General features: G+C 50.1%; 21 protein-coding genes. 1 reads left to right on the top strand and 20 read right to left on the bottom strand.

Features of this window, described 5'->3' with window-relative positions; translation table 11 throughout:
- Positions 1–158: 158 nt before the first annotated feature.
- A complete protein-coding gene (locus IM284_RS21490; RefSeq protein WP_193055919.1) occupies positions 159–1367 on the bottom strand; it encodes an ABC-three component system protein in 1209 nt (402 codons plus the stop codon).
- Positions 1368–1792: 425 nt separating this feature from the next.
- On the opposite strand from IM284_RS21490, the gene IM284_RS21485 reads away from it, so the two are divergent.
- Entirely contained in the window at positions 1793–2737 is a 945-nt protein-coding gene (locus IM284_RS21485) for an ArdC family protein (protein ID WP_047955826.1), read from the top strand.
- A 193-nt stretch (positions 2738–2930) separates the two neighbouring features.
- Here IM284_RS21485 and mobC read toward each other — a convergent pair whose 3' ends face one another.
- The 19 genes from mobC to IM284_RS21390 form a co-directional block, all read right to left on the bottom strand.
- Positions 2931–3677: a MobC family replication-relaxation protein gene (gene mobC, locus IM284_RS21480; RefSeq protein WP_047955825.1), complete on the bottom strand. Its 747-nt coding sequence runs from the start codon at positions 3675–3677 to the stop codon at positions 2931–2933.
- Between the two features lie 9 nt (positions 3678–3686).
- A complete protein-coding gene (locus IM284_RS21475; RefSeq protein WP_047955824.1) occupies positions 3687–5546 on the bottom strand; it encodes a type IV secretory system conjugative DNA transfer family protein in 1860 nt (619 codons plus the stop codon).
- A 699-nt stretch (positions 5547–6245) separates the two neighbouring features.
- Complete coding sequence (locus tag IM284_RS21470) at positions 6246–6548, bottom strand: TrbM/KikA/MpfK family conjugal transfer protein (RefSeq protein WP_159403333.1); 303 nt, start codon at positions 6546–6548, stop codon at positions 6246–6248.
- Positions 6549–6608: 60 nt separating this feature from the next.
- On the bottom strand, positions 6609–7628 hold the full coding sequence (gene virB11 / locus IM284_RS21465) for a P-type DNA transfer ATPase VirB11 (RefSeq protein WP_047955822.1): 1020 nt from the start codon (positions 7626–7628) through the stop codon (positions 6609–6611).
- Positions 7618–8925 (bottom strand): VirB10/TraB/TrbI family type IV secretion system protein, encoded by a 1308-nt coding sequence (gene virB10 / locus IM284_RS21460; RefSeq protein ID WP_047955821.1) that lies wholly within the window; start codon positions 8923–8925, stop codon positions 7618–7620. Before virB10 ends, virB11 begins: the two co-directional genes overlap by 11 nt.
- Positions 8922–9812, bottom strand: a complete 891-nt coding sequence (virB9, locus tag IM284_RS21455) for a P-type conjugative transfer protein VirB9 (protein ID WP_185939365.1) — start codon at positions 9810–9812, stop codon at positions 8922–8924. The genes virB10 and virB9 overlap by 4 nt, the downstream gene beginning before the upstream one ends.
- Positions 9809–10492, bottom strand: a complete 684-nt coding sequence (locus IM284_RS21450) for a virB8 family protein (protein ID WP_047955819.1) — start codon at positions 10490–10492, stop codon at positions 9809–9811. The genes virB9 and IM284_RS21450 overlap by 4 nt, the downstream gene beginning before the upstream one ends.
- Complete coding sequence (locus tag IM284_RS21445; RefSeq protein WP_047955818.1) at positions 10485–10625, bottom strand: hypothetical protein; 141 nt, start codon at positions 10623–10625, stop codon at positions 10485–10487. Before IM284_RS21445 ends, IM284_RS21450 begins: the two co-directional genes overlap by 8 nt.
- A gap of 89 nt (positions 10626–10714) precedes the next feature.
- Positions 10715–11746, bottom strand: coding sequence for a type IV secretion system protein (locus tag IM284_RS21440; RefSeq protein WP_159403334.1), 1032 nt, complete (start codon positions 11744–11746; stop codon positions 10715–10717).
- Positions 11747–11817: 71 nt separating this feature from the next.
- Positions 11818–12093, bottom strand: a complete 276-nt coding sequence (locus IM284_RS21435) for an EexN family lipoprotein (RefSeq protein ID WP_047955816.1) — start codon at positions 12091–12093, stop codon at positions 11818–11820.
- A gap of 11 nt (positions 12094–12104) precedes the next feature.
- On the bottom strand, positions 12105–12833 hold the full coding sequence (locus IM284_RS21430; protein ID WP_047955815.1) for a type IV secretion system protein: 729 nt from the start codon (positions 12831–12833) through the stop codon (positions 12105–12107).
- Positions 12834–12855: 22 nt separating this feature from the next.
- Positions 12856–15603, bottom strand: a complete 2748-nt coding sequence (locus tag IM284_RS21425) for a VirB3 family type IV secretion system protein (RefSeq protein ID WP_047955814.1) — start codon at positions 15601–15603, stop codon at positions 12856–12858.
- Positions 15604–15614: 11 nt separating this feature from the next.
- The gene (locus IM284_RS21420) at positions 15615–15893 is read right to left on the bottom strand and encodes a TrbC/VirB2 family protein (RefSeq protein WP_047955813.1); all 279 of its coding nucleotides are present in this window, start codon (positions 15891–15893) and stop codon (positions 15615–15617) included.
- Complete coding sequence (locus IM284_RS21415; protein ID WP_047955812.1) at positions 15890–16534, bottom strand: lytic transglycosylase domain-containing protein; 645 nt, start codon at positions 16532–16534, stop codon at positions 15890–15892. Before IM284_RS21415 ends, IM284_RS21420 begins: the two co-directional genes overlap by 4 nt.
- Before the next feature lie 72 nt (positions 16535–16606).
- The gene (locus tag IM284_RS21410; RefSeq protein ID WP_047955811.1) at positions 16607–16828 is read right to left on the bottom strand and encodes a hypothetical protein; all 222 of its coding nucleotides are present in this window, start codon (positions 16826–16828) and stop codon (positions 16607–16609) included.
- Between the two features lie 395 nt (positions 16829–17223).
- A complete protein-coding gene (locus tag IM284_RS21405) occupies positions 17224–17433 on the bottom strand; it encodes a TraR/DksA family transcriptional regulator (protein WP_047955810.1) in 210 nt (69 codons plus the stop codon).
- Positions 17423–18010 carry a DUF2857 domain-containing protein gene (locus tag IM284_RS21400; protein ID WP_047955809.1) on the bottom strand — a complete coding sequence of 196 codons (588 nt, stop codon included), beginning with the start codon at positions 18008–18010 and terminating at the stop codon, positions 17423–17425. The genes IM284_RS21405 and IM284_RS21400 overlap by 11 nt, the downstream gene beginning before the upstream one ends.
- 53 nt (positions 18011–18063) lie before the next feature.
- On the bottom strand, positions 18064–18258 hold the full coding sequence (locus IM284_RS21395) for an AlpA family transcriptional regulator (RefSeq protein ID WP_041165340.1): 195 nt from the start codon (positions 18256–18258) through the stop codon (positions 18064–18066).
- Between the two features lie 349 nt (positions 18259–18607).
- Positions 18608–19514: hypothetical protein (locus tag IM284_RS21390; protein WP_193055918.1), on the bottom strand; the 907-nt coding region annotated here is incomplete at its 5' end.

Here is a 19514-nt window from a genome sequence, read left to right as displayed (position 1 = left end):
TTTTGACGGGTTTTTAATCAAATATAAAAATATTTGAATTTTATTTCTATCCAACAATAGAACATCATTTCTATTCTTGCTTAGCGTATGAATTAAAATAATCAGAAGAGCAACATTCAAATTAAAATCTTCATCAAGAGGAATATAAGGTAATGAAATCATTTTTGCCCCCTTAAACTATTCAAAGAGTCAAGAGATGTGTCTGGGGACCAAATTATATCTCTATCTAGCTTATTAGCAAGCTGATGCAGCATTCCTTTCTTATGTACACTATCAAGTGTATCAAGAAGAGATGATAATTTAACCTTATCTTCATCTTCTATTTTTTTGTGTATTGCAGCTAAGAGTTGGTTTGCTGTATTATGATTTGCTATAGAGTCATGATACTGTGTTTGATATATCTCCCTTATTTTTCTATACAAAACACTTAAGGTTTCTCTATCTCGATCGCTAGTGAAAATATTTCTGGCCAATTCTGCATTATAATAATACTCCTTAGCATGTTTTGATATATCACTATGTACATCAGCGACTATCATTTTCAATACAAAAAATTCATTGTCATATTGCTTATCATCTTTAAATTCTGGTGAAGATGAAATTAGTTCCGTTTTGTTATGTATTTCAAGAGCTAGTTTCTTAACGATAAGATAAACATTAGAATCCCTATCCTTTGGTTTGCAAATTGTCGAATGATCCTCCTGAACAGCTATAGACTCTTTGGCAGAAACTTGAACAGGAATTGCACTGGCTTTAACTACAATACTATCGTAGCTTCCATACAAAAACTTTAACTCAGGGAGTTTAGACAATTTTACCCATCTGCGGTTTAGAGAATCTGTTTCTTTACTAAATACACTTAAATCACCAAGCTGGACATTTGATGAAACCATACTAGCCCATGAAGCAGTTTCTGACCCCGAATGAGGAACATCAAGTGAAATAAATCCAGTTATATTGTGAGAAATATCTCTTTCATGCATTTTAATAATGCATGATTTTGCTATTAAACCTCCCATGCTGTGAGCGACAAATATTATATTACTATAATCGGATAAATTTATTTGACATTCACCAACAAGTAACTCTGATAATTCATCAACAGGAAGATTGACTTCTTTTTTTGTTAGTGATGTGAACAACCTGGCAAGTAGATTTCTACTTTTACCGTAGGTATTCGTAAAATTAGTGAAATACTCAAAACAAGCTATATCAAAGGCATCACAAAAATCTTCATCCTCACATATAAGCTGTGGAAAGGATGTGATCTTATCAACTGCCCACGTATCACTTCCGCCTTTTAAGCCATGTATAAACAAGATTAAGTGTTTAGCATTATTTTTTTTCTTCCAGATTAACATACTCATTACTGTCTCTTTATTTTTTTCAGTAGGATTTCTGTGTGAATAATTACATTCTCTAACCAATTGTTTCACTAATCAATCAGAATTTTCACTCTCAAGGAGTGGCTTGAAAAATCTTTTAAATCAATAAATTATGATGGTTTTGATTGCATGCGTATTGCTACGGTGCAGTTATTCATTCAATAGTTCAAACCCTTTTCACCGCTGCATAGCAAGGGGCGCTGCGCCCGGCTATGCAGGGGCAAGTTTTTTTCTCTCGTGCGCTTTTCGTTCTCCGTATCTGCTTCCGGTTAATCTTTTCCCAACACAACCCGTCCCGTAAGGGTAAATGGCACGCATGCTGCGCCCTTGCTGGCCGGAACGATGCCGGGAAAGCGAACCGTCAGGCGATACGAAGACGAAAATCACACACTGACGGAGAAAAAACCATGAAGATTTCCCTGCATACCCAGACTAGAGCCCCTAACGCCGCAGCGACGACCAGCGTATCCCCGCTGGACCCGTCAGGCTCCTCAAAAACGAAATTTTCTAAAACCAGAACAGATAATTATCAGACCATTACCGACAACATCATCACAGCACTGGAAGCCGGTGTAAAACCGTGGTCCTGCCCGTGGCAGCGCGTATCGGGCATGTCTGGTCTGCCATCCAATTATGCCACCGGCGTACCCTACAGCGGCATGAATATCATGTTGCTGTGGTGCAGTGCGTCAAAACAGGGTTTCAGTGATTCCCGCTGGATGACCTACAAACAGTCTCAGACAGCAGGTGGACAGGTTCGCAAGGGCGAACATGGTACGACGGCCATTTTCTACACCACGCTGGAGAAGGAAAACGACGCAGGAGAAATTGACCATATCCCGATGCTTAAAACTTTCACCGTGTTTAACGTTCAGCAAATCGACGGCTTGGCCCTGACAACTGAAACAGTCAGCCCGGAAGCAACCTTTGACCCGTTGCCGCATGCTGAAAATCTGTTCAGGAAGAGCGGCGCAAGCATCATCGAGAAAGGACAAAATGCCTTTTTCAGTCCATCCTCTGATGAAGTCTGGTTACCAGCGCGCCATCTGTTTTCGGATGCGGCTAACTTCTACGCTACTGGCCTGCATGAGCTGGTTCACTGGAGTGGTGGTAAAAAACGCCTGAACCGTGAAATGAAAGGGAAGTTTGGCAGTGCAGATTATGCAGAGGAAGAATTGGTGGCGGAGCTGGGAAGTGCTTTTCTGATGGCGGAACTGGGGATTGAGGGAGAGGTACAACATGAAAGCTATATTGCTTCCTGGCTGAAAGCGCTGAAAAACGACAAGCGTTATATTTTTAAAGCGGCCAGCGCCGCCTCCAAAGCGCATCGTTATCTGATGGATAAACTCTGAGGCCGGAGCCGGACAACCGCAAGGGAATGCGGTTACATGGTTTTAACCGGCAACGCTGCAGGGCGCAGACTGAGGCGGAACGCAGCACAGCGAGTACCGGACAGTCTGCGCCTCGCAGTGGAATAAAAAAAATTCCGGCCTGGCGGTATCGCCGCCAGGCCGGTGAGGCCATCACGATGACCTGAATAAAAGCTTACGTATAGCTGCCTAATGAAAGGTGTTTCAGTTCATCAAAGGTATAAATGCGAAACACCCGACGGTGGCGTTCTTCCAGCGGGACGTGCTGATGGTTGATGATGACGTGTCTGATGCTGTCAAACAGCAGTTCAAGTGCCCGTTTTTTCTGTGGGTCAGGCATGACATAAAAAACATAAATCCAGTTCTTGCGGGTACGGGCCAGCAGGTGACTGGCAATTATCGACTGATAACGGGCCCGGGTTTTCAGGCGGCGCTCGGTTTCAATGGCAATAACTTTTCCGTCAGGCAGGGTCAGTAACCCATCTGGGCGATGTTTTACCTGATACTTGCTGATAAAAGTGGTCCGGTCGCCGTTAATCCATCCCGAAGCACCTTTTTTCTCCAGAATAAGTCTGGCGGCCTGATTATCAAGATGATGCTCCAGCGTCCAGCCGGTAATTCTGGACGGTTCAAACCTCGCGGGAAAGATTTTATCATCCGGAGTTAACACCACCGCCAGCCCGTCGCTGGTGATCCCCCATAATGAAATCTTCATTGTCCGTGATTCAAGCACATGCTTCTGGATTAACCCCATTTGCTCAGTTTTTGCCAACAGCGAATAAAGCGATTTATGATCCCGGAAACCAAATAGCAGCATCAGCGTTTTGAAATCGCTGTAGGTTTCTTCTTTCAGGAAGTTCAGCAGTTGTTTTATTTTTTCTCTGTTGCGTGTCTGGCGCTCTTGATATGTAGAAATCAGCATAACCGCTCCTTAAAAATCCAGCGGGGACAGGTGTTCTCCTTCATCAGGTTGGGGCTCTGCCGGTTTGACTTCGCTTTCGTTGAAGAAAAGATCCGGGTGCGTTGTCATCACATCCTGTATGGATGGTTTATCATCCTCGTCAAAATCCAGTGCGATTTTCACCGGTGCCGCCGATGCGGCAATATCAGGGGAAACCGAGAAGATTTTTAGCTGACTCTTTCTGATCTTTATCGGTGAAATCAGTGAGGCAGAAGGTAGCGTTTTTGTCGTAAAGATAAAGCTGACAAAATCGTGCAGGTTCAGGATCATGTTACTGTCAATAAAGTAACGTTCGGCCTGGCGGATTGTGCGCTCACTGTCGATGGTCTCTGTCAGCATATTATCCGTTTTAGCCTTACGGAGTTCATCATCCACCAGAATAGTGCCTGACATTCTTGCCACCCATTCCGCCGTATCCGGGTCCATGACGCGATAAACCAGTTTGAATTTGGCATTTTCAACGACCGCACCGACAACGGCATCACCTTTCAAATCTGCCGGGCAGTCTTTTAAATCGGCAATGGACTGGTGGTCCATAATAATATGCACGCCTTTATCCCGCGCCGCACCTAAACCTTCCAGCGCTGGCCGGGATAAATGATATTTCAGTTCGGAAAGATAAATAGCTATGGAGCGGGGAACGTTTGTTACACGGTCGCGCCTTTCTGCTAACTGGTACAGGCGAACCAGTAACATGCGCTGGGTTGTAATAATTTTGCTGTTTCGCATGGAGCCGATAACATAGCAACAGCCGCCTTCATCAAACATTTGTTGAAGTGAAAAACCTTCCGGTGAATTAATGGCATTTAATAATGCCAGCTCTTCAATCTTACCGAAAAATGCTTTGATTTTTTCGGCAATGCTCTGAACGTAGTCACCGTTATAAACATCACGGAGAGTTGCCGATGGGTTATCACTGACAAATTGCGCGGCCATACGTGCGGCTTTTCGGTCATCAATGCGATAAAAATCCGATTCCTGCCCTTTTTCCGCCAGGCTGAAACCGGCAACAAACAATTCTTCCAGTTCATCGGGCGTGATATCTTCAATCAGATTTAACTGGTATTGCTGTTTTCGCAGGTCGATTAAGGCAAAGGGTTTGCCTGCATCCTCGCAGGCTTTGCGGTAAAGATGCGGTGCCCATTCATCATCCTTGGGGTCCATAACAAACACACCTTCACCGGCCAGAATGCTTTGATAAAGCAATATACCAGCAGCAACCCCTTTACCGGCTCCTGTGGTGCCGATAATATCCGCGTGTTGTTTCTGCCAGTCCTTTAACGGGAGATACAACGGCTCCTTCTCGCTGTCCATACCAGTAAAAATACCTTTATTCAGGTCGATATAATCCAGCGGGTTATAATGCAGTGTTTCCGGCAGCAGGGATTTTACGGTGCGGACATCGGTGCGCAATTCCCGTTCAAGGGTGGTTTTTTTAACAAGGCGTTTCTTTATTCTGTCCAGTTCAGGCGTGAATACCCGGCGAAGCATAATATGAAAAATAATCCCGGTCACAGTGAAAGTGATCCGTACTGCCCACGCCAGTACCGTATTATCACTGGTGAGTCTGATTTTATACAGCCACTGAAAGGATCCGATAACTATCGGGGCCATTGTGCCAGATATAAAACACAACAGCGAAAAAGCAATAATCAGCTTTTTCCATAACGGGGCCTTCTGCCGTTCATCGCTTTTCATCGACGTAAAAAACGGCATCGTCAGCCCCGCTAATAACGCCAGTATCAGTTGTTGCTGTTGCACAAAAGCGAGCAGTGCCAGCATCCCGTTCACTATCGGCGACAGTGAAGCGGTAAGCTTATTTAAAATCATCGTGCCTCCTTCGTCAGCGATTCGCCCCATGACATCGCCCCATCAGTTCGCCCCACGGTGTCGGGCGAAAAGGCGGGGCGAACGTATGGGGTAAAGAAGGTGGTCGCTGTGCGGCCATGTGCAGGAAAGCATGCTTCCCTGCACGAAACGGCGTGCGCCAGTACATGCGGGCTGGACGCCCTTATTGCCTGTCACATGGGGGCAATGTCGTGACTGGACGCCGCGCCAAAACCCCCAGGGTCAAAGGCAGCACACCGTCGCCCGCTACGCGCGACCACCCCCTTTAAGACGGTCGCTTTCGCCTTTTTCTTCCCTTTACTCGTTCCTCGTAGCGGGAATAAAAGGGAAGCTGACCTTTAAAGAGGGTGGTCGCGCCACGCTACCGGCTTTTGGCCGGAGACTTAGCTGCGACGGTGTGCGGGGCGATGCCCCCCAAATAAACCGCTGTCGTGGGCGACAGCTTTTCGCTCGCTGGGGCGGCGAAATTTATCCGGCTCCCCCCAGCCTGCAAAATCCGCGTGGGCGCGGCTGTTTGCAGGTGAGGCGCGGTGCCTGAATTATTTTCGCTCCTTAACCCGCGAAAATATTTCTGTCCGCTGCCTCATTTTTACGGCCCCTGTTTCTTCGCTCCTTAATCCGCGAAAAACAGAAGCCGTAAAAACCTGAAAACCGTCACGCTCTGTGCCCGTCTCGCCAGTATTAACCACGAACGCGGCCATATTTACTGATGACCTGACTGATAGCCGCCGGGTCTGCCGATTCACATTCAAGTAAAAACGATTTTCTGGCATCGGCCGTATGGTCAGGAAGAAAACCGTGTTTATTCTCTTTCACGATATTAAAGAATGCCCGTTCAGCGGAATGACATTCACTGCTGCCACTGTTTCCCGTTGTTTTACCGTACATGCATAAAACCACTTCGCAGGCATCAGCGGCCATTGCGGATGTTGAACATGACGCCATAACGCCGAGAAATAATAAGGAGAGTATGACTTTCTTCATTTCAGTTACCGGTATGATTAATGAAAGGTTGCGTATTTAGGGTAATGTTATTTGCCAGAGTTATTGTCTGAATGCCTCTTTCATGCTGTTTAAATGAACTGGCTTAAAGTAAATATCACTCATCCGGCGCACATCGCCGTGTATGTCAATACTGACGATGACATCAATGCTTTTAAGTACCTTGCGTAACAGCACATCAAAAGGAATATTCCGGCAGTCGGGGTTTTCATAGCAGCGGTCAATGATCCCTTCAATACATTCTTCCGGGCTGCCCGCGTGCATGGAGGTGATTAGTCCTTCATGTCCCGAGCCGACAATTTTCAGCGCGTCCCACGCTTCACGCCCACGAATTTCCGCCAGTAATATCCGGTCAGGGTTCATCCGATAATTAGCACGAATCAGCCTGCCAGGCGTGACAATAGCGTTATCCCCGGCATCCGCCGGGTAAAAAAGATGAACATAATTGGCATGGTGATAAAAACGGATTTCAGGATTATCCTCAATGGTGGTTAGCCGGAGATGCAACGGAATATAATGCAGTAGCGTTTTCATATAGGTGGTTTTACCGGAGCCGGTTTCACCCACAATAAAAATCGTTTTGCCATATTCCACCGCTTTTTCCATAAAGCGGGGAATATTCCCGCTGTTATATAACTGAATCAGTGCATCATCCTGACTTTCCGTTTTCTCCTGACCGGCCACACGCTGATAAAATCCCGCATCAATCCATGACTGATGTGTTTTCTGCTCAAACGAGGGCTTGCGCAGCGTAATGGATACCGTATTACGCTCACAGGCCGGAGGAATAATCGCCTGAATACGTTCGCCGGATCTTAATGTTGCAGAAAGGATGGGTGATGTATCGTCAATATTATCGTCATGCCAGGATGCCAGCGCCCTGGCAAAGGCATGACACTGACGCAGCGTGATCGGGGATGCCTGTTTTTGCCAATTCCCCCGGATTTTCGTATACAGTTCGCCCGGCCGGTTAACGGCAATTTCTGTCAGGCCATCCTGCGCAAGAAAATCACCAAAGAGCCGGTTTTTCATAAAGTCCAGTGACAGGTTTTCAGCGTTCATACCATTTCTTTTTTAGTCGAAGTTGATAAACAGAGGAAAAATCAATATCCGTGCCGGTCATGATGCCGAGCACATCACCCTGGTTCAGGTACATGGTGGGCGGGATACTGATGCTGTTTTCCAGCGTCGTTTTTGCCATTTCAGCCGTGGCGGCACGGGTGTTTTCGGTATAGTCGGTATTGCGGTCTTTACCCGGCGCGGCATCTGATGCCGCTGCCGCCACGTCCTGCACGGTACTCAGCATCAGGGCGTTGCCGAAACGCTCCCAGAAATGGCTGTCGATCCAGCCTGCGATCCCCGCCTCACCAAGCGGGCCGGTAGCCTGCGTATCGGTGAGCGGGATTTGCAGGCTGCCGGGCTCCGGTGTGCGCAGCTCCGTCCACAGCACAAACATCCGGCTGCGTCCGTGATGCAGTGCCCCGGTGCGGTAGAAACCACGGGCAACTGTTCCCGCTGGGATCAGCCTTACATGGTTGCTGGCGCTCCAGACATCCTCATTGATAAGGCAGGAGATATGGCCGCCAACATCCGACACGAAGCGCCGCATCATCGAACAGGGAATATATCGATCCACCGGGATATAGAGATCAGGATCGAGGCCCAGCCGCCTGACACCGGTGACGCTGGCGAGGCCCGGATCGTCGCTGTTACTGCTGGCTGCCGATGTGACCCCATCCGGGCAGTGCAGGCGGCCATCCTTCCCCCTGACCAGTACCAACTGACAAGATGTGTACGCCGTGGATGATGCCGGACTGCCCGACGTTCCCGTGCCGCTGTGCGGTTCGCTACGGGACGTGCGGGTATTGCCGCCAGCTGTTGTACTGCCGTTGTTCAGCCCATCGGCCAGTGCTGCCGCCTTGTTCAGGGCGGGTGGTTCCGGCGGTAATAAGGGAGGAGCAGTGTCGCTCTGACTGGCAGGGCCTGCGCTTTCCTGCCTCCCTGGCCCGAACAGGCCAAACGGGTTACTGTCCATGCCCAGATTCTTACGCTCCTGCTGCACCGCCCCGGAGGAGGGCGGCGGCGCGGTGTCAGATTTTTTCTCATCATCCCTTTTCAGGGCGCTGAGAAGACGATCGCCACCGGATGCCAGCGCGATGACCAGGACCAGACTCAGCAGGCTGACGATCAGCGTGCGGCGACCGGACGCCTTACGGAAACGGGTCACTTCCGGCTGGCCGGGCGGCGTTTTCTGCTCCGGCTCCTGATATGTCATTGCCGCGCGGGCGCGTTCACGGGCTTCCGCTTCCCGTTCTGCGGTGGTTTTTTCCGGTTCGTCCGGGAAAGATTTGTCGGTCATTTTGCCTCCAGCGTAACGGACGGCGAAACGGTGTCACTGTTGGTCAGCGGGAAACGCCCGAATCCGTCGTTTTCGATCCCCACCACCGAGGTGCCGTAACGCAGTACCAGCTGCGGCGATGCCGGAACCACCATCACGGTGTAGTTGCCCTGTTGAACTGTCTGCGGCGTGACCGCCTGCTCCTGACCATTAACCACCCGGAAGACAGAAGGCAGGGTTTTCGTGGGGGAAAAACCGATATACGCAAAACGGCCGTCATCCCAGGTAAAGTCCGGGGCGATGAAGGCTGAGCCTGCTGCCACCCGTTTTGTATAGCGCCAGTTGCGCGGAGTGGTAGCCTTCCCGAATGCCGCCGCTATCCGCTTGCGGTCCAGTGTTTCCTGCTGTCGTTGCTGACGGGGGGCGCTGGCGGCGGCTGACTTTTCCCTCTGCTCATCGGGATAGCGGTAGCGGATAACAAATGCCTGAGCGGGCGAGTCTTTATCCAGGACGTTCAGCTCCAGGCTGTAATCGCGCTTCGATGTCACCACGAACAGATTGGTTTTCCAGTCTTTTGCTGTCGGCAGAAATACCTGGCTGACGGTGTTGCCGCTGGCATCCGTGACCGGCTGGGTAATCGGGTTCGGACTGACGCCCACCCGGTTGTCGCTTTTCGTCACGGTCCAGCCTCTGGGAAAACCCGCCTGCGCATCGATAACGGTTTCATCGTCATCAAACACCAGCATGGTAACGTAGCCGGGGCGGGTACTGACGACCGTGGCGTTCTGGCTGTTGTATGTGACGTTCTGCATCCGGCTGTCATACGCGCTGCCGCGCGGTGTCGCTGCGCTCCATGCCACGCATGACGCCAGTAAGCCAGAGAGGAGCAGGGTATGTCTAAGCATCATTCCCCCCTCAGCTCTTTATCGCGCTGGTAGCTGGTGACGATAAAGCCCAGCGGGTTCACTTCGCGCTGGCTGTCGGTCAGTTGCCGGTGCGGGACGTAGCGGTATGTGAGACGGATATTCCAGACATCCGTTTTCACGGAATTATCAGCAATACGGCGGATAGTGCGTTTGATACGCAGGGTTGCCAGATTATCCGGCCTAGTGGCAGGCGCATGCACATTGGAAATAATGTCGATATAAACGACATATTCCGCCTTGTTAAAAATAACGTCCGGTGCCTGGTCGCCGTTAAACCCGTACAGATAGTCCCGGTTTACGCTGTCGCTGTTGAATAACTGTACGTCGTCATAATCACGCTGGAGGGAGAAATAATTATATCCCTCGCGGAGTTTGACATAGTGTGCTGCCAGTGAATGCGCCAGTGCCTTTTCAGACGAAATATCCCGTTCCTTCACGCGGGTCATATATTCATAGCGCCCGGTCTGTTTATCCACTGACCATAATTCAGTGTCGGTGGTTTTCAGCGGCAGCAGAATAATAATGGCCGTAATCGCCATTGCGGCCAGAATCAGTCCGGCAGTGGCCACCCGCCAGGCGGTTCTTCGGGAACGCTCTTCCTTTTCCAGCAGGATGGATTCAAAAGAGCGGGAAACATTAACAATGTTCTGAATATCAGACATGGTTAGTCAGCTCCTGAATGATGGCGGGGGAATTCACCGGCTCGAGTTCGCCGGATACCGGCGGGAGGTCGCCCTGATGCCGTGCGCAGCCCGTGAGCGCGCACAGCATCAGAAGGAAGATGCTGAATTTCATGGAAGCCCCTTATCGTATGGATGCAGGAATGCCGCACCGGTGGCGCAGGCCACGGCGTGACGGGGAAAGGAAATTAAGAGACGGGAGGATTAACGGTGACGTTGCCGGTTCAGGCGTTTCATACTTTCGATGGCGGCGGCGCGTTTCTGCCAGGCGCTCACGGTTTTACCCGCGCCTGCGCCAGTGAGTGTGCCGGTCGCCGCTGCGACGGCCATACCGCCTTTCGCAGCCAGGCGGGCACCACCCTTTATCCCCGGCCCGGCAAGGTCGGCGGATTTGTTCGCCAGTCCGGTCAGACCACTCATGGCCGCCCCCTGTAACACCGCCTGTACAGCGGCTCCGCTGAGGGCGCTGGCGAGCTTCGCCGAGAACCAGACCACCACACCGGCTGCAATCCCGGCCAGCAGGCACTGTGCCGCCAGCGTCACCATGTTGCTGACATTGGATGTCCGGGTCGCTGCATCAAGGATTTTATTCAGGTAATTGATGGCGATACGGATGGATAAGGCGGAAAACATGATCGTTAATATTGCCGCGAAAATCGTTTTCAGCCAGTTATCAAACATCGGCTTAAGAAAACCGTACAGCAGGCAGAAAATAAAGAGCGGCGCGGTGGTCGTCATTAACAGGATGACAATTTCAGCGAGCAGGTTGACAAAGGTGGCAGCCAGTAACAGAACGATCGCGCCGCCCCATACCAGCACTTCGGCAAAGCCACCATTCAGTTTGACGTAAGTCGAGGTGTCCATACTGAACAGTGTCTGCCCCAGTGTCTGTGCCTTTTCCCAGACGGTATCAAGCAGCGCCCAGACGTTATCATTGCCGCTGACACCGTCTTTGAGTCCCTGGATAGCCGCTACCGCCATATCCAGCCAGCCATCCCGGTTTAACGCAAAGGTGGTGATCAGCAACATTCGCCCCACATCCCAGACGACATCTTCAACCGGGGCCCGGAGTTTGCCAGCCAGCGTCTGATAACCGCGACACAGTATAAATAAGGTAAAAGAGCTGACGATGATGACACTGATCATCGTACCGTAACTGGAAGACTGACCTTCCAGTACGGCATTAAGTCCATCCATGATGTTTTTGTCCATACCCACAAAAATACCACCGGACATGGTGCCTCACCTGATATATAAAGAAAGGAAATAGAAAACAGGGAGAATTCCCTGTTTTGCTGGAGGAGATATTACTGTGTGACGGATTTTCTCTTTTCGGCTTCCTGCTGAAAGATTATCTCAAATTTTTCTTTTATTCTGGGCTTGCCAATTTGAGCGAACATAATGGCAGCCCGTTGAGCAAACTCGCAGTTATCGCTTGCCTCGCCATCCTTCAGGCATTGCGTATAAACCGCATAAGTTTCGTCAGGATGTTGCTTATACCAGGCTTCGGATTTGGTTTCCTTGCAGCCGGACAGTAATATCACGCCTGAGAGTGTGCATAAGGTGAATAAGGATCTGAGCACGGATAACCTCCTTATAAATTATTAAGGTCAGCAACAGGTGCCGTTAGCTGCTGCTGTTCAAAGGCTTTCTGTCTTTGCTGTTCCAGCAATGTCGTTCGCTGTTGAGCCTGTCTGACAGACATCTCCCACTGATTCGTCAGCGCATTTAACTGTACGCTTTTCGCCGCGATGGCGTTAGCCAGATCCTGAGACTCTTTCGAGTCCTGCGCATTCGATATACGGTCAGATAAGTCTGATATATCGCTGAGTGTGCTGTTGATCCTGTTTTCAACGTCAGTGGTATTCTCGATCGCCATTGCCTGATTGAGGATTATCTGTTTGCAACTGTCGGCCAGGGCCTGATATTTTATTCCTTCCTGTTCCTCGCTGCATACGCTGAACGATTTGTATTTACTGTAAAGGTGTTGCAGTTCAGAAGAATATGAACTGTTCTGCGTGGTCAGCAGATCATCCAGTGAAATACCGTTCTTACGGAGATTATCAATATCGGTTTTCAGGCTTCGGGCATCACTGAGAAAACTCTGAATATCCCGCACGCCGGTTGCGGTAGCCAGTTGCTTCTTATATGCATCAAGTTCACTTTTATAATGGGTAACTGTATTCTCCCATTGCTGTAATTTCTGCATCCACTGGTTAATGGATTCGGTATTCTGCACGGCGTCGAAAACCGGTATTCCGGCGCTGAAAGCCTGCGTCGAGAAAAATAACGATAATGCCAGAAGGTGATCCCGGGTACGCATTAATATTACCTCCGGTTGGCTTTCAGATTGCCCGCTCAAGGAAAGCGTCTTTCCATTCATCAGGTCGCATACCGTCCTGATAAATGGCATCGAATATTTTCAGGTTGTCCTCACTGCCGCTGAGAAGCCGGGTGAGTTTACCCAGTCCGGACAGATCCATTTTCGCCATTGCCACAAACGGGCGGGTTTCTCCGGCCTGCAACGGTGTTTTCAGGATGACCATATAATGCTCGCCCGGATCAAGGTTTCTGACCGTCTCATAAACGCTGTCCGGCACTTTCATTTTCTCCACGTAATCCGCATGGCTGGCTTTTGGATTGGCGAGGAAAATCTGGGTACCGCATTGCTCAATAATCGCCGGGGCGATGGGGTGTCTGACGATTTCATCCGGTGACTGTGTTGCCGGGATGAAGATACCGTTCAGCTTGCGGATGACCTTCAGCATATTGAGCGAGAAGCGGGAAAATTCGACATCGGCCAGCCAGCGCCAGAACTCATCCATAAACATCACCAGGCGGCGACCATCCAGCAGGCTGGTCACGCGATACAGCAGGTAAAAGGTCACGGGGCCGCGAATATCGTCATCATCCAGAAATTCGGTGCCGTCGATACCAAAGTTATCGACATCGCTGATGGTGAAAGTATCAGCCTCGTTATCAAACACCCAGCCGAACTCGCCCCCCTGCGCCCACTGTTTCAGGCGAATACGCAGCCCGTTTGTGCGGGCATCTGCAGTCGGCGGCTCTGGCAGCATTTCCAGCAGCCGGGTGATCCCGAACCGGCGGTACTCCGGCGGGTAGTCCAGCATGATGGTGTCAACGGCGGCATTGATCCGCTCCTCATCGCGCGGATCGAGCGGCTTACCGTTGCGGCGGCACAGCATGCGCACCAGACGTTTAATGAAACTGATGTTCCGGCGGGTTGGCTCCAGCGTAAACGGGTTGAAGCCGGTGGGCTCGCCGGTACGGATGCGGAAATAACGCCCGCCCGCCTGGCGGATCGCCATCTCCGCCGCCCGATCCTTATCGAAATACACTGTGGTCAGCCGTTTGATGGTGGCAGAAGGCGCAAACGTCGCCGGGTTGCGGTACTTCTGCATCAGTTGTTGCATGACCGTCATCAGCAGGGTTTTGCCGGAGCCGGTTTTCCCGATAATCGCCGTATTCCCTGGCGTTTTCTCACCGGTATCATCCCGCCCGGCCTGGCTGTCGTGAAGGTTCAGGTAATACCCGCCACCGCCGGGAGATGTGAGGATGGCGATGGCTTCCCCCCACGGATTGCCGCTGCGTTTGTGGGGATGGAAGTTATGCAGGCAGGCCATATCGGCAAAATTCTGGCTGCTGACGGCCACCAGTCGGGGACGCAGCGTATAGACGCCCGGCAGTTGCGCCAGATATGCGGCGGGCAGTGACAGGGTGGAGAGCGTCGTCATAATACCCAGATCGGCGAAGGGCTGGGCCAGAACGTTAGTGTCCTTCACCACCTGTCCGGGACTTTCTGAGGAGATCAGCAGGGAAAAGTGGAATTTACCGCACGACACATGCCCGGACTGCAGCAGGTCGCGCAGGACAATCAGCTCTTCGCGCTGGGAAATCGCGTCGTCGTCCGCTGAGTTCAGCCGTTTTTCCGCCAGCCGGATATGATGCTGCGCCTCATCCCGTGCCATGCAGGTAAAGGACTGCGTCAGAACATACTCGCTTTCGGCGTACAGCAGCGCATCCAGCATACCGGTATGGGTTTCCGGGGAATAATCCTTAATCTCAAGGCTGCGGAAGAAGCGGGAACCGCTGACCGTCTGGCATTCACCGGTGTCGGTGGTGAAAAACACGTCCGGCGTGCTTAACGTTTCATAAAACGGCGAGCGCGTTACGGCCACTTTCTGCCACTGGCCGGTGATCAGGCGGTGGAAGAACGCCATTTGCGAGGAATATACCCGCCCGTTTTCTTCATATATCCCCAGCGGCATTGCCATATAGCGGGATAATGAAGATTCCAGTGCTTCGCGGTATTCCAGCATGATTTTGAGCGCGTCATCCAGTGCTGCCAGGCGTTTACCGTGCGACTGCGCTTTCATGGTTTTCTTCTCAATCTGAGAGAACGGCGCGTAGCAGACGGTGAAAAAGAGCCGGTGCCGCCAGAACGGTTTTTCTTTTACCGGCTGGTAATACCGACGTGTTACCTCATCGGAAAAGGGAATGCCGGAATCCGCCTCAAAGACATCATGATATTTTTCACGGAGCCGGTGAATATAGAATGTTACCGGCAGCCCCTCATACGAACGAATAACGTTATTCAGGTGCGTGGCCATCAGGGTCAGGAGATGTTCGTCTTCACATTCAAAGACTGTGCCGCCCAGCTCCCAGGTGGCAACCAAATCACGGTGACGATTTCTGATGACGTAGGGGTGAATATGGGAGGAATACGGAATATATTTATCCAGCGTAATACGCTCGTTTAATTTCATTTTCTGAATAAACTCCGAGACATCAACGTTATCGTACTGGTTTGCCAGCAGGGCATTCGCGCCAAAATGGGTATTGGTGAAAAGTCGTCCACGGGTTTTAAACGCCAGCCAGAGCAGACTGAAATAATGAATATCCTTTCGGGCTTTGTTTTTCATTTCCGCCCAGGCAGGAATGAGCAGAACCGCCAGGTAATAGCTGACATAGACCGCCAGCAGGACGATGGCCCCGCTGACGAGAACGAACGGCACCAGAGGAATACCCATAATGGCGGCAGGCCGCGTCAGTGCTTTATTCAGCGTAGCCATCGTTGCCTCTCTTATGACGCCCAGTAGGCACCGAAGCCGGACGCGCCGACAATCAGGATCGCGCCGATGATGACGTTACGCATGTCGTGCAGGCTCTTGCCGTCGAACAGCACCTTGTAGCCCACCCACATGGTCGCCAGCGTGATGGTGACGGCGGCCAGTCCCAGCAGGCCGGTCGAGGTATTGCTCAGTGTTTCATTGGCCTTGTTAAAACCACTGTCCGCCGCCAGCACCGGGGAAGACAGCAGCACGGAAACAACAGCGTAGTAACGGCGTTTATGCATGATCATTTCTCCTCATCAGGGATAACAGGGATAGCGCCGCGAATGACGGAACCGGGATAATGCAGGGAAGTCAGGATCGGCGCAGTGGCACCGGCTGGCTCGTCGCGCAGCACAACGGCGGGATAGCGGACAGGCGGTTGCGCGTTCCGGTCAGGGTCACGCTGCCGGTCTTCCCGGGTGGACGGGACGACATAGCCAATGCGCTGCACGTAGCTGGTCTGGTTAAAGGCCGATTCCGGTCGCTGGCCGGTTTCAAAGTTGCCGGAGTAGTAACAACTGAGCGCCCGTTTCAGTGTTCCGCCGCGCCGGTAACAGTCGGCGAGAATGCGCTCAAATACCGACAGATTGATGCAAGGGTTAAGCAGGTCGCTGGCCGTGACGCCGTAATGGCGGAAATTGGTGCTGGTGATTTGCATCAGGCCGACCGAATAGCGTCGGCCCTGTGCAGCCAGCTGTCTGGTGAGGTGGATCGCCTCCGGCAGGCTCGTGGGGAAATGTGAAATCACGCCCCGGCTGTCTGGCAGAGTTTCAGCAATGGCGTAAGGGTGGAAACCGGATTCGACCCGTGCGACATCAAGTGACGTGGCCGGGTGAATACTGGCGGCGCACTGCACCGCCAGTGCCAGAAAGGCAGTGGTGGAAAGCATGCTGGCCTCGTAACAGAGAGAACGGCGGCTTATAGAAAAGTACGCCGCCGGTGGAGAAGAAGAGAAAATGGATTAAGCGGCAGAGGCATCCTGTGAAATGTCGCTTTCTTCTCTCGGTTCGAGCAGCACCAGCCTGCCGGAAACCGCAATACCGGGTATCAACACGATATTCAGGCCGGGCTTGCAGTTATGCGCGAAGGCAACGCCAACTTTTGTCCAGTACGTGTTTTTTTCACCCTGTGCATCGGGCTGACTTTCCTGGGTGACAAATACGTGATAAATGGGTTTTCGCATGAAGTCTCCTCTAATAAAAACATCGATGAGTTAAATAAATGTCACATCCCAATTCTGCATTCCGGTTTTAACGGGGCAGCGAGAACATTCAGCGGCACCCTGAATTGTGGTCACGTGACAGCCCGATCCATTTTTTTAAAGAGCAATACCCGGCCCGGACGAATTAACGTCTATCTTGGCAACCATGCTGTAATGGCAATTTCAGGATCGGATATTTATCGCAGGATATAAACGACAAACTCAAAATAAAAAGAAGAGAGATTAATAAGTGGGGAATTTAAGATGCTATGAGAAGGATAAAAGTATAAAAAAGAAAATAGAGACTCATTTAAATTTAATGAGAATGATAAGGACGTGCAGAGAAATAATATCTTCGCACGTCATTGTTGCCATGATTAACGTCTACGGCGCTCAAGTTTTTCCTGACATTCCGTACAGGTGGTTACGCCCGGCAATGTCTGTCGTCGCTTTTCAGGAATGGGTTTACCGCATACACGACAGTGGAGTAATGACGGTTCTAACCCAGGTTTAAAACGATTCTGTTCAATCATCTCCTCTAGTCGCTGTTCATTAAATTCCTGATCGCGATCAATCTCATCCGGCATGGGGCACCCTCCTGTTAGCGACGACCTCCTGTTCGCACAGCGTAATACGCTTCCAGACCGTTGTGAGTGACAGTCCTTCGGTCCTTGGCAGCAGGGATTCAGTCACCTTCATCATTGCTATCAGCGCGTCGGGCGATTCCAGGTTGTCCACCCGGCATCGTTGCCATTGCCGCCAGATCTCGGTATCCGTCTCTTCATCTGGCTCAGGTGTGCGCCCATATGGCACGCTGATACCCAGTAACCGTCGGCGAAGGCTGACCTCATTTGACGTCAGGCCAAAATAGCGGTTGAGCAAAGCGATAGAACCACCCAGGCGGATAGCGCGTTTAATCTGCTGTTGTCGCCGATATTCCTGACGTGCCTGTGTCAGTAAATGAGACAGAACATCATGGCTGACAGTAATCGAAATGAAGGGTGCCGCCGTCCGGCTGACAGTAAACAGTTCATCAAGAGATAACTGATCGAGAGCATTTATTTCGTCGAAAGTAAATCCCAGAGCTTCGCAGTGGCGAATATTGCCTTGTTTTAGTGCATGCAGTGCATCGGTCATGATGGCGTAATTAATTGATGGGATCATTCTGTTATCTCCTCAATTTGTTGGGAGGAAAGTTGAGTACATAAACGGATGTTTTAACTACTCTCACGTCTGGATAATTTCCGGTTGATCCATTCATCAAGTTCCGATTCGAGCCATGCCACACTGGCAGGGCCGATTTTAATGGAACGAGGAAAGTCGCCATTTTTCATATATAGGTAGATCTGCGAGCGTTTCAGGCCGGTTTTTTCTTCGACCTGTTTTAAACGTAATAACTGGTGTGTTGTCATTGTCTGCTCCTGCATCAAAATTAACCGAGGTATCCGACAATCATAAAAAACACAGGTAAGAGCGGAGGGAAAGTTTCTGAACCCTTATTAAGGGTTACAATACCCTTATTACGAGTTTTTAGGATGAATGAAATGTCTTAACTTTTGCGTTTAATTGCCAGAGTAGTGGCTTGTCCTTTTTAGTAGATAATCGATTTGATAGTTTGATTATTCTATTAGGTGAGAGATAAGGCAGGTTTGATATGAAAAGAAATGGGATTCGACAGGGAATGAAAAAAATTAGTGGGAGTGTGAGCACGTATTATGAATGGTTTTACAATTGATATGGATATTATTCGGGTATGCCATATTATTTTGAACTCTGATTCGGGGATCCGCGTTCAAGCGCTCTTTTCAGCGTGTCCGCGCTCAGATGATCGGTAATACCATCGACTGATGCCCATTCTTCAAAAATGGGAAGAAGTTTATAGGGATGCCTGAGCAGTGGACTGATCGAATCATTATGTTTGCATGCTAACCAGAATAAGCGTGAGAGAGGTGTGGAAAGCCTACTGGATGAAGTGTGGGTAAAGCGATCTGCATGTGTACCGAGTAATTTATCAAGTTCCTCTTGTCGTATTACAAAGCAGGCATCTTCCGGGAGTTCATAAACAGGAAAATATCCTTTACCGGAAAAATTCATGAATCTGTTTACTGATTCATCCTCATAAATATCTGCAATGATATGCGCCGGTAATCGCGTGATTTGCTGATTAATTCTGTCCTGCCATGTCTTTTTTTCAAAAATCTGATATGATTGGCCTGCCAAAGCAATTGTAATACCATAATTGGCATTATTTGCACCTGTAATAGGTAACGGCATATTTAGAGAATGTGCAAGTAGTCGCTGAATGAGAACGAATTCATGTCCCAGCATACCTATGTTCATGACTAATTGAGCAGGTGAGATATATTCCCCCTCTGTACTGAGAATTAAACCTTTACCATTTAAAAATACATTTCGTTCAAGCATGCAAAGCCGATATGGTAGAGAATCGCCTACTGGGCGTAGTTTTATTTTGTTCACTGAGGAACGAATTTTTCTCAGTATAACAGGTGACTGAAAGTATATCGAAAGTGAAATGTTACCATATAAGGCATGTCGATAAATATAATATTCTGCTATTTTTATATCCCTAAGTTTATTGGTTATTTTTACTGCTTCACGGATGGTAACCCAGGCTGGCTTAGGGAAAAAGGTATTGACTTTACTAACA

The organism is Enterobacter cloacae complex sp. P12RS (assembly GCF_014895875.1).
GTDB lineage: Bacteria > Pseudomonadota > Gammaproteobacteria > Enterobacterales > Enterobacteriaceae > Enterobacter > Enterobacter bugandensis.
Note: the sequence above shows the minus strand (reverse complement) of the source record. Positions and strands in the feature narration are given on the sequence as shown.